We start from the raw sequence: 14,865 nt of genomic DNA, 5'->3' as shown, positions 1-14,865 counted from the left end.
TTCGGCATCATGATGGTCGTGCTTGCCGGGTTGGGGGGGCGATCATCGCGTGACCGCGGTTTGCGGCTGTGCTGGCGTCGCCTAATAACGCGGTCGCCGCCTAACAGCAGCATCGCGAACGTCTTGGTTTAAGGGACGGGCGTGGAGTGCATGTAGGGTGCTTGGTTGCAGTGCTACGATCGTATCCTAATTGGATGGTGAAATCGTCGACAGGAAAGCTGCTAGTTGCGGCTTTTCCTCGCGATTCGGCGCTTCCTTGCCGTTTTTGCGCGTCAATATGGCCTTGGACGGTGTAAATTGTTTCGGCAAACCATGTAGGGCTGTGTCAGTTAGGGGAGGAGTGCCATGATAATGAAGGATCGTGTTGGCGGTTTACATCGTGGCCTGACTCGGCGCTCATTTGTCGAGTCGGCAGCGGCTTTACTGAGCGTGCCGTTCGTTGCGAGGGCTACTGCAGCCTGGGCGCAGGAAAGGCTTGCTGGCAGCGGGGAAGTTGTCGTCTTCAGCTACGGCGGATCGTACACGCAGGCGGTGAGAAAGTATGTTTATGAGCCCTTCACAAAGGCGACGGGCATTGCTGTGATCGACGTGACCGCTGACATTGCCGAACCTCAAGTGAGGGCCATGACCCGCGCCGGGCGCGTCGATTGGGACGTCGCCTTGATTGACGGGCAGAATTACCCGACGATGCATGATGCTGGTTTGTTTCAGTCCATTGACTACGGTTTGTGGGATGATGAAGCACTCAAGGGGGCACCGCAAAGTGCTCGCCTCAGTGACGCGGTCGTTGCATTCCGTTCGACGACCTTGCTCGCTTATGATGAACGTTCCTTCCCCAAGGGAGGGCCGCAAAACTGGGCCGATTTTTGGAGCGTCAAGGCTTTTCCCGGGCCGCGCGGCCTCAGCAGTGTCGCCAGGCATATGGTCTTGGCACTCGCGGCTGACGGTGTGCCAAATTCGGATCGTTGGCCGCTGACCGATGACAAGGTCGAGAGGGCTCTTAAGAAGCTCTCGGAAATCAAGCCGAATGTCGCGAAATGGTGGACGGCGGGAGGCGAGCCTGTTCAAGCGTTGATCAATCGGGAGTTCGTGATGACGAGCTGCTACGATGGTCGTGCGGTGTCGGCCATTCGCCAGGGGGCGCCCATCCGCATGGTGTGGAGCGGTGGAAATCTGGTCTATGTCTATTGGACCGTGCTCAAAGGCGCTCCTAACAGCGGAAACGCACAAAAGCTGGTTGCATTCCTGAACAGGGCTCAGAATGCCGCGGCATTCACGATGGGCACGAACCTCACAGGCCCCAATGTGAATCAGCTCCAGCATTTGCCGGCAGATCTCGTTCCGCTTCTCAGCATTACTGAGGACAATGCATCCCAGCTAGTGGCTCAGGATGATGCTTGGCTCGCCGCCAAGCGCCCTGATGGAAAGACCAATGTAGATCATCTCCAGGAGCGCTGGCTGGCATGGCGGGCACAATGAGTTCAATGGCAATCAAAGGTCGAGCGCAATCCTCGCGACCTTGGCCGACCCCATGGGCCTGGCTATTGCTACCTGGAAGCGTGTTCCTCGTGGTGCTCTTTGTCGTGCCGCTCACGGGGCTTTTGTTGCTTGCGTTCGGGATGCCAAATTGGACTCTCGCGAATTTTTCGCGCATCGGCGACACCCCTGTCTATCTGACCGTGATGCGTAATACGCTGGAGATCAGCGTGACGGTGACTGCGCTCGCCTTCGTGCTTAGCTATCCCATCGCTTACGCCCTCACGACGGGCGGAATGGTATTGCGCACCTTTTTGCTCATCGGGGTCGTGCTGCCCTATTTCACCAGCACTTTGGCACGGACCTTCGCTTGGATTGTTCTTCTTGGGCGCAATGGCGTCGTTAATCAGTTCCTGCTGGAGCTCGGCTGGGTGTCCCAACCAATCCCGCTGCTCTACAACCGATTTGGCGTGATCCTCGGTATGACCCACATTGTCATGCCGATGATGATCCTGCCGATGTACACGGTCATGTCTAGCATTGACCCGAAACTTATGCGCGCTGCGAGGGCGAATGGAGCGAGCCCGCTCGCCGCCTTCCTCACCATCTTTCTACCGCTCAGCCTACCGGGCCTGATTGCGGGGGTTCTGCTTGTCTTCATCTACTGTCTCGGTTTCTACATCACACCTGCGTTGATGGGTGGTCTGTCAGACGTCATGATCACCATGGCGATCAGCTCGCAGATCCTGGAGCAACTCAATTGGAATTTCGGCGCTGCGCTTTCCGTGGTCCTCCTGCTCGCCGTCCTGAGCTTATTATGGGTTGGCTCGCGCTTCTTTCCCATTGAGCAGCTGCTGGGATTCTCAGACGGCAAGCTTGGTTCAAGCGTTACTCGCCGCCAGATCGGCGCCAAAATGTTGATGCGGATCGGCTCCGCGGCAAACGCTCTTGATCGCTGGCTTCCTTCGATGAGAGGTCGAGGTGTCCCGATCCTGGCAAGCTTTCTGGCTGTACTTCTCCTGCTGCCGGTACTGATCGTTGCGTATTTGTCGTTCAGCGCCTCGTCCTACTTTGTCTTTCCCTTGCCAGGTTACTCGCTGCGCAACTACGAAGCCTTTCTGTTCGACACGCTGTGGGTGCGCGCGACCTTCACCAGCATCCGCATTGCGTTGATGGCGGTCGCCATGGCAACTGCGCTAGGCGCCATGCTTGCCTTCGGTTTGTCGCGCGGCGCCATGCCAGGTCGTGGAACTATGATCGCGCTCTTGCTGTCACCGATTATTATGCCGACTGTTATCGTGGCCGTCGCGACCTATTTCTTGCTGGCGCGGTGGGGTCTGCAGGGCACCGAGTTCGGCCTGGCGCTTGGTCACGCGGTCCACGCCATCCCCTACGTGGTGGTGATTGTGGTTGCCAATCTGCGCGACCTTAACCCGAGCTACGAACGTGCGGCCCGCAGCCTTGGTGCCGGGCCTTGGGCCACCATGCGCACAATCGTCGCGCCGCTGGTCCTGCCGGCGCTCATCGTTGCTAGTTTCTTTGCGTTCCTGGCCTCGTTCGACGACGTTGTCTACGTGCTGTTCCTTGGCATCGGAAAGATCACGACCTTGCCGATGCGCATGTGGGAAGGAATCCGGCAGGACATCAGTCCCACCATTGCTGCCGTCGCCACGCTGCAGATGCTGCTTGCGACGATCGTGATCGTCGTCGGTACCCTGCTGAGACGGCAAAAAAAGACCTGACGGCACTGATTGGTCGGAAGGTCAAACGAAAACCAACGACGAATTCCCTAGGGAGCTGAAATGTTGATGAAAGCGACCGTGAACGGAAGTGACGTGAAAACCGCGGGCATTACGCTGCATAACTTGCAGAAGCGTTACGGCAATGCGATGGCCGTTGACGATGTCAGTCTTTCCGTATCACCTGGAGAGTTCATCTCCTTGTTGGGGCCCAGCGGATCGGGAAAGACAACGACCCTGATGATGATCGCCGGCTTCGAGATGCCGGACAGCGGTCGCGTTCTGTTGGGCGACAAGGATATCACGCGTCTGCCCCCTCATCGTCGAGAACTTGGCGTGATATTCCAGAACTATGCACTCTTTCCGCACATGACAGTCGTCGAGAACGTTGCGTATCCGCTTCGGATGCGGCGTATGGCAAAGGCGGAGATCGAAACCAGGGTGCATCGCATCCTCGATCAGGTGCATCTCGGTGCCTTGGCCTCCCGCTACCCCCACCAGATGTCTGGCGGTCAGCAACAGCGAGTGGCGATAGCGCGGGCACTGGTTTTCGATCCGCCCGTTCTTCTGCTCGACGAACCCTTGGGCGCGCTGGATAAGAAGCTGCGTGAGCATCTCAGGAACGAGATCAAGACGTTGCACAAGGACGTCGGTAAGACAATGATCTACGTCACGCACGACCAGGATGAGGCGCTTGCTATGTCCGACCGTGTCGCGGTGATGCACGAGGGCCGGATCCGCCAAGTCTCGGCGCCAAAGGACATTTATCGCAGGCCTGCCGATTTGTTCGTGGCGGGTTTCGTTGGTGAGGTCAATCTCATCCCTGTTAAGCTCAAGTCCGGCATCGTGCACGGTCCTGCGGGCGAAAGCCTGCCCTCTCCGCCGTGGCAGGATGCGGATAGGGATGCGACTCTGTGCGTGCGCCCGGAACATTTGCGACTGGAAGCGAGCGCTGGCTCATCCGGCGGAATTCAGGGACGCATCAGCGGCATGACGTTCGTTGGCGATGCGACGGTCCTGGAATTCCGGAGCGAAACGGGATTGCAACTGCGATCGAAGGTGCTGAACGTATCGGACCATTCCATGGAGGTAGGCGATCCCTGCGTAGCCTCTTGGGTTGCGAACGACGCAACAATCCTGACAGATTAACTTGCCCGATTAGCGCATCGAACTCTGGTGCTGGTTTGCAATCTGGCGCCCGCCTCGCAATCCAGATGCGTAAGCGCGGGGCTTTCGCAGCCGTCTCTTTTTTATCGCTCTGCCCGCGATCTAGCGATGTGCTTCGGCGGCGGTGCGATGTAAGTAACACGAGGAACCTATCCAATGAACGGCGCTGAAAGTCTGGTTCGAACGCTCGTTGCCGGAGGCGTGGACACCTGCTTTGCAAATCCAGGCACCTCTGAGATGCACTTTGTAGCGGCCCTCGATCGCGTCGATGGTATGCGCTGCGTGCTCGTGCTCTTCGAGGGAATCGCTACTGGTGCCGCGGATGGTTATGCGCGAATGGCCGAAAAGCCGGCCGCCACTCTTTTACACCTTGGCCCAGGCTTGGCGAATGGCCTCGCCAATCTGCATAACGCCACCAAGGCGTCCAGCCCAATCGTCAATATCGTGGGAGATCACGCATCCTACCATCTCAACTATGATGCACCGCTCACGTCAGATATTGAAGGGGCAGCGAAGCCGTTTTCTGGCTGGGTCCGTACCTCCCCTAATGCAACGCGTGTTGCGGCTGATGGCGCCGCCGCTATCGCGGCGGCGCGCACCCCACCCGGTCAGGTCGCAACCCTCATTCTTCCGGCCGATACCGCCTGGAATGAAGCCGGTGGCCCCGCTGCAGTGGCCGAAGCGCCCAAAAGAGTACGAGTTTCGCAGGATCGCATCAAGGATGTTGCCAAGGCACTCCGTTCCGGCGAGCCCGCGATGGTCCTGCTGGGGGGACTTGCGCTTCGGCAGCGCGGCCTTGATCTGGCAGGGCGCATATGTGCCAAGACAGGCGCGAAAATCATGGCGCAAACATTTGTTGGCCGGATTGAGCGTGGCGCTGGCCGCGTTCCGGTCGATCGCCTTCCGTACCCAGTCGACCAGGCGCGCGCGACACTTGCGGGACTTAAGCATCTTGTCCTGGTGGGTAGCCGAATCCCGGTGGCCTTCTTTGCCTATCCCGACAAGCCAAGCTTGATGGCTTCTGAGGACACCGACTTTTTGACGCTTGCGCGTGGCGAAGAAGACGCATTGGATGCGCTCGAGAGACTTGCGGACGAATTGGATGCTCAATCAGTTCCGAGTCAGGCCGCGAAGCTGGCGCCGCCGTCGTTAGCCATTGGGGCAATTACCGGCGCCAGCCTCTCGCAGTCACTCGGCGCGTTGATTCCCGAAAACGCGATCGTGGTCGATGAATCGATCTCGACTGGCGGTGGCTTTTTCGCTGCAACCTGGAATTCGCGGCCACATACTTGGCTCCAGAACATGGGCGGATCGATTGGACTTGGCATGCCTATGGCCACGGGCGCTGCGATTGCCTGCCCGAATAGACCTGTGCTCAACCTGCAGGCGGATGGCAGCGCGATGTACGCCATTCAATCACTGTGGACCCAGGTGCGCGAGGGCCTCAACATTACGACGGTGCTGTTCAATAACAGATCATACGCTTGCCTCAGAGATGAACTGGCCAAGGTGGGGGCGCAAAATGTCGGGCGCAAGGCTTTGGATATGCTCGATCTCAGCCGGCCTGACATCGATTTTACCGGATTGGCAAAAAGTATGGGTGTGGCGGCGGCCCGGGTGACCACGATGGATGAGTTCAATATCGAGGTGGCGCGCGGACTTGCGACGCCCGGACCTTATCTGGTCGAAGTAGTGATCACCTAAGCGGTCAGGTCCTCCGCCCTCGGCGAACATCGACTGGCGCTTGGGCCCATGTGCTATTGATGAACAATTTCGTCGAGGGTGAGAGGCCAATTTGATTGATCGCGAACAGCGCGTAGCTGTAGCGCGTCGATCTGGACGGGAAGGCGCGGCAAGCTGGATGGAGGGTCAGTTCAGTGCCGCGACGGAGAGATGATTGCGGCGCAGAATGTCGCGCGCAAGAGTTTTTTTGAACTCCGGCGATCCATCCTGATCGCCGCGCGACGGAGTAGCCGCGACGAAGCTTTCAAATCTACTCCTGGCAATAGATTCTGACATGTGAGAACGACACAGAGATTGTGGCCTGCGATGTTGCGGCGCGCCATCCCGCACAAATGTATTGATCAAGCGTGGGCTGCAAATGATCGCCCAGGCTTTTTGGTTTATGCTGGTGTGGCTTGCATTATTTTCTAGCCGTTCGCGTGTTCGAGAGCCGAGGCGACAATTTCCACTCCACCTGAGGCTCGCAGCAGTCGGGTCGCCGATGGAGCGGAGGAACCGGTGTACACTCCAGGCTAGGTTTTCCGTGTAGGCGCAAGCCTTCGAGGATTCGAATCTCGAAAGCTTGCAATCTCAGCTCCGGCGGCACCGAACCTTGTTCAGCGCTTTAGGCTTCACGGTTCAGCACCAACAGCGCCGGCAATCGATTTGATTTCCAAATAGTCTTCCAGGCCGAAGCGACCCCATTCGCGACCGTTACCCGATTGTTTGTACCCGCCAAACGGAGCCGCGCGGTCAAGTGATGCACCCTGCAGGTATATGTTGCCTGCACGAATCAAGCGACCTACGCTGCGCGCGCGATCGGTTGAGCTGGAGAATACGTAACCGGCGAGACCATAGGGGGTATCATTGGCAATTCGAATTGCGTCGTGCTCGTCCTTGGCACCAATGATCGCAAGTACAGGCCCGAAGATCTCCTCACGCGCAATGGTCATCTCGCTTGTGACGTTCGCGAAAATGGTAGGTCGAATATAAAACCCTTTTTCGATGCCTTTTGGCAGGCCAAGGCCGCCAGTGATCATCGTGGCTCCCTCGTCCATACCTTTTTGGATTAGTCCTTGAATTTTGTCCCACTGGCCGCGGTTTACCACGGGACCCATATGTGTACCGGCGGCGCGGGGATGGCCGACCTTGTACCTGTCCGCCACGGTCTTCGCGATCTCTGCGACTTCCACCATTCTGGACTTCGGCACAATTAGCCGCGATGGCGCGTCGCAAGATTGGCCGGAGTTAAGGAAAATCGTCTCGACGCATCCGCGGACTGCCTTGTCGAAATCGGCATCATCAAGAATAACGTACGGAGACTTGCCTCCCAGCTCTTGGCTTACGCGCTTGACAGTATGGGCCGCTCGGCTCGCAACGTCGATTCCCGCTCGGGTCGATCCGGTGAACGAGATCATATCGATATCTCGATGCTCGCTCATAGCAGCACCCACTTCAGGGCCTAAGCCGTTAATCAGATTGAATACCCCCTTCGGTACGCCAGCTTCATGAAGGATCTCCGCGAATATTAGGGCACAAGTGGGGGCGAATTCGGACGGCTTGAGAATCATAGTGCAACCGGCAGCGAGCGCTGGTGCTACCTTGCAAGCTATTTGGCTCATAGGCCAATTCCAAGGCGTGATCATTCCCACTACGCCGATAGGCTCACGAAGCACAGCCGCACTGCCAATTCGCTCTTCGAACGAGTAGTTCTTGAGCACGTCGAGCGTGGTCGCGAGATGGCCGATGGCGGAATTGGCCTGCATCTGCTCTGCCATCTCTAACGGAGCGCCGATCTCGTCGGAGATGGCGTCGCCGATCTCTCTCGCGCGACCTTTGTAGATATCGATGATGTTTGCGAGCAGGCTTAAGCGCTGCTCGCGCGTGGTCTGAGAAAAGTACTCGAACGCGCGCCTAGCCGCGATGACCGCCTTATCGACGTCTGCCCTGGAGCCAAGCGCTACCTCATACATCTCCTCTGCGGTTGCTGGATTGACCGGACGCATTGTCTTCCGGACGGCAGGATTGATCCAAGCGCCATCTATGTAGAATTGCATTCGATTGACCATGTGATCCTCTCGACGATGGTGTAATTTGGACGCAAATCGCGACCCGGAATAGCCAACCGGTGCTATTTCAGTTGCGCTCCGCTGTGATGGCGGCCGCCGCTAAACGGCGGTTCGCTTCTTGTCGAGCGGGCCACGCCAGGGAGGAAGACGCCTATGAGAAAGGTTTGAGGGTCCGACATGCCTGGTGCCAGTCATGTTTCGTTGACCCAAGCTCGAGAGTGCGAAGCTGCGTTCACCTTCGCATGCCTTGAAGCATCTGCCGATGAACCTGGCGAGTACGACATAGCACCATCTCCTTCCAATCGGCTCTATCCGGATAGTAGTGCTGCTTCACGCGTCGGCGAATGTCACGCCCAAAGTCGGTTTGAATCTGAGCCTGACCGTAGGCATATAGCCAATGGTCAGCGCGCAACACTGGTCTGGCCGCCTCCGGAGGGTAGGTTCCAAACTCTAGGCAAACGTAGACGTGGCGATCACCCAGGAGCCGCTGCCAATAGTCGTCTTGCGTGCCATTCAGTACCAAGGCCGATGAGGTGCCGAGATCTGGTGAAGTGACTGAATGGCCGAATATGTCGCGCGCCCGCTGATATCCAGTCATGCCCGATGCCTGCTCGCATTGCAGCTCACCATAGCCATATGGTCCGAGGCCTGTGTGATAGTCTACGATCAAGACTAGCTGACGCGACGCGATATTGTAGTCCGACACGATCCGTTCGAGTGTTTGGCGAGCTACGCTGGGGCCGAAGCCGCCAAAGAACATTCCTGTCGGATGGCGATACTGACCGCTGGTCCGTGCCTTTCGGTAGGCGATTTCACCGTGGGCTGCCCGGTACCTTTCAATCGCTGCTTCGGCCGCCGCAAAAATAGGCCCATCCAAAGCACTTGGTACCAGACTATCGGCGATTGCGTCGTATCCCTCGTTTTGAGGAAGGGGGGCCGTGAAATCGATGAAATTCCTATTGAGGTCGCAACCTTCTTGCGTAACGCGCCGGTCCCATGCGAACCCGTATGGGTTGATGGCATGAATTAGCAACGTGGCTTCATCAGACTTCAGCTTTTCGTAACCACGCTCGGCCAACCAGTCGAGCTGCGCTGCGGATCCACAATATCCTTCGGCGCCGTGCGTGGCCGATATGAGAACCCCCACTTTCGAGGCCTCCCGATCACCAAACCAGGCAACATCTGTCGAGAGCTCTTCTCCACCGGGCCCATAAGCGGGGGATGGATAAACCCGTGTCTCACCGACGGCGGCTTTGCGGACGTAGTCCCGAAACTTATGACGAGCTTCGAAGTAATTCGATGCGAAATGCTTATTCGCTGCAGTGAGGATGGCGTCGTCCATGAGCATTCCGATCATGATTCAAGACATGGCGGAGATAGTCGATCATCTACACTTGTCGGACGCAGAGTTACTGAGCCGAACGTAACTGGTCTCTCCGGGCAGATCAGCGTCAGACTTACCTGAAGCAGTTCGCAGTTTTTCAGCGTTTACGCCCGGCGATCCGGTGAATGAATGCACGAGCGGCTCCGACGCCGACTTTCGTCTGTGGCAAAGGGAGGAGAATTGACGCGAGGGGGCAGCTCAGTCCTAGAGCATAGCTACCCAGAACCTTGCCCAAAACAAAAGCTCAAGCGTGATGGAGCCTATTTGGGTCTGATTTGGTACAATGCGCAGATCATTTTGCAGGATTCTGCCTCAATGGGCGGCGTTTTCGCAACATCAGGGCCCTTAACATTGCAATATAGTTGCTGCGGAGCTTTCGGCGTAAGGGGCGCCTGTGGTGCCCCACAACGGAAACTGTGGTCATTCAGACGCATGTGACAAAATGGCGAGGGACCTGCCCTCCTTACGTTGTCTCTCGTCCTGATTCACCGATGGCACCTATGGGGCGGTGACGAAGATCGGGCACTTGCTCAAACGATTGCGTGAAAAGAACCCGGTGTATGCCTCTTGGGCAGGCTCCTGGATCAAGAAGGGAGAACGATGATGACTAAACCGCTCTATGTGAAGAGCGAGGACATGGTATTTGCGCAGATGCAAGGCGAGGGCGGTGGCTCCGCGAGTGTTTGCCAATTGGTCGGTCCAGAAATCAGCAAGACAATCGATGCTGGCATCGCCACGTACGACGGCTGCTCGATTGAACGCAAGGTGAATTATGATGAGACCATCGTCGTGCTTGGTGGATTATTTCGGCTTCTCACCGGCGAAAACTATGGCCGTGTCATTGAAGCGAAGTTCGGCGATGTAGTCTGGCTTACGAAGGGAACCCGCCTGAAGTACCAAGGGGACAAGGCCAAGGTCTTTTATGCTCGTCACCCTGTTGATTGGCGGACCCGCAGCGACGCGACTGAGAATGATAAGCCTCTGAACGACGTCTATCATTTCCGAAGCACGGACATGATCTATTCGCAGATGCAGATCTATTCGGGCGGCTATGCATCTACCTGCAGCCTCGTTACTCCAGAGATCAGTAAATCACTTGGTGCGACGATCGCAACCTTCAACGGTAGCTCGGTGGACTGGACGACGGAATATGACCAGATCTCGGTCGGGCTTGGTGGAGTGATGCGGATTCGCACAGGTGAGAACTTTAGCCACGCAATCGACGCACAGTTGGGGGACGTGGTCTGGCTGCCGAAAGGGACTCCTCTGAAGTACGAAGGCGAAAGAGGGATCATGTTTTTCGTCCCGTACCCGGTTGACTGGCGTCTGCGAAGTCAGCCGGGTAGGCCGAAGCCGTGGCCTGCATCGGTTCGATAAGTCTATCCGATGAGCCTGTGGGAGCTCAGTAGGGCTATTCTGAGCTCCCAATCCACCATGCCCTCGCTGGGCTTGCGGTCGTTCGCATGTTGGGTGCCCAGCCGTGGCGAAGTACAGCGGAGCTAAGCGCATGTCGCAAGCGTTACAAATCAATACTGGAACAGATGACCTACTGGCGGAGATCCGTGATCGCGTGGGTGTGATTACGCTCAACCGACCGCAGGCGCGGAATGCTATCTCCCAAGGAATGAAAGTCGCCTGGAGCAAGCTGATCAAGCGATTTGCTGACGATCCACACGTTGGTGCGATCCTGATTACCGCCACAGGGACCGCCTTCTGTGCCGGAGGCGATGTCAAAGGCATGGGGCAGAGTTCGGCTACAGTTGAAGTAACATTCGAAGATCGGGTGGCCGACTTGCGGGCTGACCAGCGGAAGCTAGTCGGTGAGCTGTTCGCCGTGAGAAAGCCAACCGTTGCGGCGCTTCCGGGCGCTGCTGCGGGCGCGGGCCTTGCGATTGCACTCGCCTGCGACATCCGCATTGCTTCGCAGTCGGCCATCTTGACCACCTCATATGCGAAGGTCGCATTGTCGGGCGATTGCGGTATAGCCTGGCTGCTGACGAAGCTGGTTGGGGTCTCCCGCGCGCGCGAACTGATGTTGCTGTCCGATCGCATCGACTCGCGGCGGGCAGAAGCGCTGGGCCTCCTCAACCGCGTGGTGGCAGACGCGGAGTTACCCCAATCCGCGTTTGAGCTTGCGGCTTCACTCGCCCAGGGGCCCACATTCGCGTTTAGCTGTATCAAGGACAATCTGGATCACGCGGCGGCGTCCGACCTTTTCGAGTCGATGGACCGTGAGGCCGAGAATCTGATAAAAGCGGAATTAACGCTCGATCACAAAGAGGGCGTGCGGGCCTTTGCGGAGAAGCGAAAACCCGTGTTTCAGGGACGTTGAAGGATCGATCTCACTTCTGAGCAGGCATTCTTTGGGAGGGCAGCGATATGGATCATCTGCTGCTCTCGCGATGACGCAACCAGAAGCGAACCTTGCTGGCGCCGCGGCGCGAGGTGCTAGGGGATGCTCGAGACCGCTCGCGCAAGCCTGCGAGCGATGCTCTGTTCCACAAGGAGCGATGCTCAACCGGTAAGTTTTGCATCGCCAGGAGCGCGACCGAGAGAACGCTTTTCTCCGCTTATCGGAGAAAATTCGAAGGCGCGCCCGGTCACGGCCAACATCCTACTTTAAGATCCGGCCCTGATTACGACGGCGACCGCGACAACCCAGCTTCCGGGCGCAGAAAAACTTCGCGATTTTGGACTATATCGCAGAATTTCGGCTTCGATCCGTGGGAATCGGGATCTTTGAATTCGGCGCCTGGTATATTGCCAACAATCAACAATCAACAATCAACAATCGGCGCGCTGTTCGCTACTAGGAAGCATCGATGGATCTGAATTTTACCGCTGACGAACTTGCCTTCCGCGACGAGGTTCGGGCATTCTGCCGCTCCGCAATCCCTGCAGATATCCGCGAGAAGCTGATTGCGGGCCGGCATCCTAGCAAGGATGATAAGGTGCGCTGGACGCGCATTCTCGCGCAGAAGGGGTGGGCCGTACCGCACTGGCCGATCGAGTACGGCGGCAAGGGGTGGACACCAGTCCAGCAGTACATCTTCGGCGAGGAAGTGAGCCAGACGCCGGCGCCGGAGCCGGCCGGTAGCGGCATCAACCTGGTTGGGCCGGTTATCTATACTTTCGGTAGCGATGCGCAAAAGAAGTATTTCCTGCCGCGCATTGTAAACGTCGACGATTGGTGGTGCGAGGGCTTCTCCGAGCCGGGAGCCGGTTCCGATCTAGCCTCGCTCAAAACCCGGGCCGTGCGTAACGGCGACCACTACATCGTCAATGGCCAGAAAATCTGGACGTCCTTGGCGCAATATTCCAACTGGATCTTCTGCCTGGTTCGGACGGATCCTGACGCCAAGAAACAGCGAGGCATTTCCTTTCTCCTGATCGACCTGAAGTCGCCGGGCGTTACCGTGCGTCCGATCCAGTTGTTCGACGGCTATCCCGAAGTTTGTGAGGTTTTCTTCGACGACGTGCGGGTTCCTGTCGAGAACCTCGTCGGCGAGGAAAATCGCGGCTGGGATTACGCCAAGTTTGTTCTTGGCAACGGGCGCGTCACGATTGCGTGTGTTGGCCTTTCTAAGGAGCGTATCCGGCGCATCAAGGAACTTGCTTCACGCACCCGCGTCGGGGGCGAGCGGCTCATCGACAGGGTCGATTTCCGCAAGAAGATTGCAGCCGTCGAGGTCCAGCTCAAGGCGCTCGAGATGACGCAGCTCCGTGTCGTGGCCAACCAATCGAAGCTCGAGAAGGGTACGCAGGATTCCACAAGCTCGATCCTCAAGATCAAGGGTTCGGAGATCCAGCAGGCGACCGCTGAGCTTCTGATGGATGTGATCGGCCCTTACGCGCTGCCCTATCAATCAGAGGAGGAGTTTCAGAGCGGGGAGACGGCGATTGGTCCCGATTGGGCTGGACCGATTGCGCCCGCCTATTTCAACGGACGGAAGGTGCCGATCTATAGCGGCTCGGATGAGATCCAGAAGAACATCATCGCGAAGGTCGTCCTCGGCCTCTGACGCTTCAGCAACATGGAAGATGCTGACTGCGCAGGGTTCTAAAGGGTTTGAGGGGCGAAGATGTGGCCCCGTTTCAGGAGGGTTTTCCAGTGGATCTTGATCTTTCCGAGGAGCAGCGGCTCCTTAAGGATGGCGTCGAGCGCTTGATGCGTGAGCATTATAGCTTTGAGAACCGCCGCAAGTACCGCGCGGAGAAGCTGGGATTCAGTGAAGCGATGTGGGCGCGCTATGCTGAGCTGGGGCTTCTCGGGCTGCCTTTTGCGGAGGTTCACGGCGGGCTCGGCGCCGGGGCGGTCGAGACCATGATCGTCATGGAAGCTTTCGGCAGGGCGCTTATCCTTGAGCCATATTTCGCAACCGTCGTACTCGCAGGCGGCATCCTGCGGCATGGGGCGAATGAAGCGCAAAATTCGAAGCTCGTCCCCGCCATTGCGGAAGGTCGGATGAAACTCGCCTTCGCGTACGCCGAACCTCAGTCGCGATATGACCTCTTCGATGTTGAAACCCAGGCCAAGAGGGACGGCGAGGGTTGGGTGCTCAACGGGACCAAGGGTCTTGTCCTCCATGGCGATGCAGCGGACAAGATCATCGTCTCGGCGCGAACGGCGGGGGGCGCGCGAGAAAAGAACGGGATTGGCCTTTTCCTGGTTGACGCTAATGCGCCGGGCCTTTTGCGTCGCGCCTATCCCACGCAGGACGGGCTGCGCGCGGCCGAGATCACGCTTCAGAACGTACGAATCGGGGGGGCTGACGTTATCGGCGACCCCGCAGGCGCTTTCCCGATCATCTCGCGAGTTGCAGACGAAGCGATTGCGGCCTTGTGCGCCGAGGCCATCGGCTGCTTCGCTGAAATGCAAGCCATCACCGTCAATTACTTGAAGACGCGCAAACAGTTCGGCACGACAATTGGCTCCTTCCAGGTGCTTCAGCACCGCGCGGTCGATATGTTCGTCGAATTGGAGCAGTCGCGTTCCATGGCGACGTACGCCACCATGATGGCGGGAGAGAGCGATGTGACCGAGCGTGAGCGGGCGCTGTCGGCCGCAAAAGCGCAGATCGGTCAGTCGTCCAAAGCGCTCGGACGGCAGGCTATCCAGCTCCATGGTGGCATCGGGATGACCATGGAATACAGCATCGGGCACTACTTTAAGCATGTAACGATGATCGACGCGTCATTCGGCGATACCGACCACCATCTTCAGCGCCTCGCCGCGCTTGGGGGCCTCTTCGGCGATCAAGCAATCCAACGATAGGACCGGGATCTCATCCAAACGAGACGCCAGCGT

General features: G+C 57.8%; 10 protein-coding genes. 8 read left to right on the top strand and 2 right to left on the bottom strand.

The features are described from left to right. The first annotated feature begins 345 nt into the window (after nt 1-345). The 4 genes from XH88_RS35820 (at nt 346) to XH88_RS35805 (ending at nt 6,086) form a co-directional block, all read left to right on the top strand. Nucleotides 346-1,479: an ABC transporter substrate-binding protein gene (locus XH88_RS35820; RefSeq protein WP_271672889.1), complete on the top strand. Its 1,134-nt coding sequence runs from the start codon at nt 346-348 to the stop codon at nt 1,477-1,479. Continuing rightward, nucleotides 1,464-3,218, top strand: coding sequence for an ABC transporter permease subunit (locus XH88_RS35815; protein WP_271672888.1), 1,755 nt, complete (start codon nt 1,464-1,466; stop codon nt 3,216-3,218). The genes XH88_RS35820 and XH88_RS35815 overlap by 16 nt, the downstream gene beginning before the upstream one ends. A gap of 60 nt (nt 3,219-3,278) precedes the next feature. Continuing rightward, entirely contained in the window at nt 3,279-4,364 is a 1,086-nt protein-coding gene (locus XH88_RS35810) for an ABC transporter ATP-binding protein (protein WP_271672887.1), read from the top strand. A gap of 174 nt (nt 4,365-4,538) precedes the next feature. Beyond that, on the top strand, nt 4,539-6,086 hold the full coding sequence (locus XH88_RS35805; protein ID WP_271672886.1) for an acetolactate synthase large subunit: 1,548 nt from the start codon (nt 4,539-4,541) through the stop codon (nt 6,084-6,086). A gap of 650 nt (nt 6,087-6,736) precedes the next feature. On the opposite strand, the gene XH88_RS35800 is transcribed toward XH88_RS35805, so the two are convergent. Beyond that, the gene (locus XH88_RS35800; RefSeq protein WP_271672885.1) at nt 6,737-8,173 is read right to left on the bottom strand and encodes an aldehyde dehydrogenase family protein; all 1,437 of its coding nucleotides are present in this window, start codon (nt 8,171-8,173) and stop codon (nt 6,737-6,739) included. A 232-nt stretch (nt 8,174-8,405) separates the two neighbouring features. Further along, a complete protein-coding gene (locus XH88_RS35795; protein WP_271672884.1) occupies nt 8,406-9,515 on the bottom strand; it encodes a M14 family metallopeptidase in 1,110 nt (369 codons plus the stop codon). Nucleotides 9,516-10,160: 645 nt separating this feature from the next. Between XH88_RS35795 and XH88_RS35790 the strand changes: the two genes are divergently transcribed. The 4 genes from XH88_RS35790 (at nt 10,161) to XH88_RS35775 (ending at nt 14,832) form a co-directional block, all read left to right on the top strand. Beyond that, on the top strand, nt 10,161-10,934 hold the full coding sequence (locus XH88_RS35790; protein WP_271672883.1) for a hypothetical protein: 774 nt from the start codon (nt 10,161-10,163) through the stop codon (nt 10,932-10,934). 130 nt (nt 10,935-11,064) lie between these two features. Beyond that, the gene (locus XH88_RS35785; RefSeq protein WP_271672882.1) at nt 11,065-11,889 is read left to right on the top strand and encodes an enoyl-CoA hydratase-related protein; all 825 of its coding nucleotides are present in this window, start codon (nt 11,065-11,067) and stop codon (nt 11,887-11,889) included. 490 nt (nt 11,890-12,379) lie between these two features. Beyond that, nucleotides 12,380-13,579: a pimeloyl-CoA dehydrogenase large subunit gene (gene pimC / locus XH88_RS35780; RefSeq protein WP_271672881.1), complete on the top strand. Its 1,200-nt coding sequence runs from the start codon at nt 12,380-12,382 to the stop codon at nt 13,577-13,579. Nucleotides 13,580-13,668: 89 nt separating this feature from the next. Further along, on the top strand, nt 13,669-14,832 hold the full coding sequence (locus XH88_RS35775) for an acyl-CoA dehydrogenase family protein (protein WP_271672880.1): 1,164 nt from the start codon (nt 13,669-13,671) through the stop codon (nt 14,830-14,832). Nucleotides 14,833-14,865 lie beyond the last annotated feature (33 nt).

The sequence above is a fragment of the Bradyrhizobium sp. CCBAU 51627 genome, from assembly GCF_028128765.1.
Taxonomy (GTDB): Bacteria; Pseudomonadota; Alphaproteobacteria; order Rhizobiales; family Xanthobacteraceae; genus Bradyrhizobium.
The sequence above is the reverse complement of the archived record's forward strand: the minus strand, read 5'-3'. Positions and strand labels throughout refer to the sequence as shown.

Coding starts and splice junctions, on each gene's coding strand:
- XH88_RS35785 (WP_271672882.1), top strand. CDS start 11,065: ATGTCGCAAGCGTTACAAATCAATACTGGAACAGATGACCTACTGGCG.
- XH88_RS35800 (WP_271672885.1), bottom strand. CDS start 8,173: ATGGTCAATCGAATGCAATTCTACATAGATGGCGCTTGGATCAATCCT.
- pimC (WP_271672881.1), top strand. CDS start 12,380: ATGGATCTGAATTTTACCGCTGACGAACTTGCCTTCCGCGACGAGGTT.
- XH88_RS35805 (WP_271672886.1), top strand. CDS start 4,539: ATGAACGGCGCTGAAAGTCTGGTTCGAACGCTCGTTGCCGGAGGCGTG.
- XH88_RS35795 (WP_271672884.1), bottom strand. CDS start 9,515: ATGGACGACGCCATCCTCACTGCAGCGAATAAGCATTTCGCATCGAAT.
- XH88_RS35815 (WP_271672888.1), top strand. CDS start 1,464: ATGGCGGGCACAATGAGTTCAATGGCAATCAAAGGTCGAGCGCAATCC.
- XH88_RS35810 (WP_271672887.1), top strand. CDS start 3,279: ATGTTGATGAAAGCGACCGTGAACGGAAGTGACGTGAAAACCGCGGGC.
- XH88_RS35790 (WP_271672883.1), top strand. CDS start 10,161: ATGACTAAACCGCTCTATGTGAAGAGCGAGGACATGGTATTTGCGCAG.
- XH88_RS35820 (WP_271672889.1), top strand. CDS start 346: ATGATAATGAAGGATCGTGTTGGCGGTTTACATCGTGGCCTGACTCGG.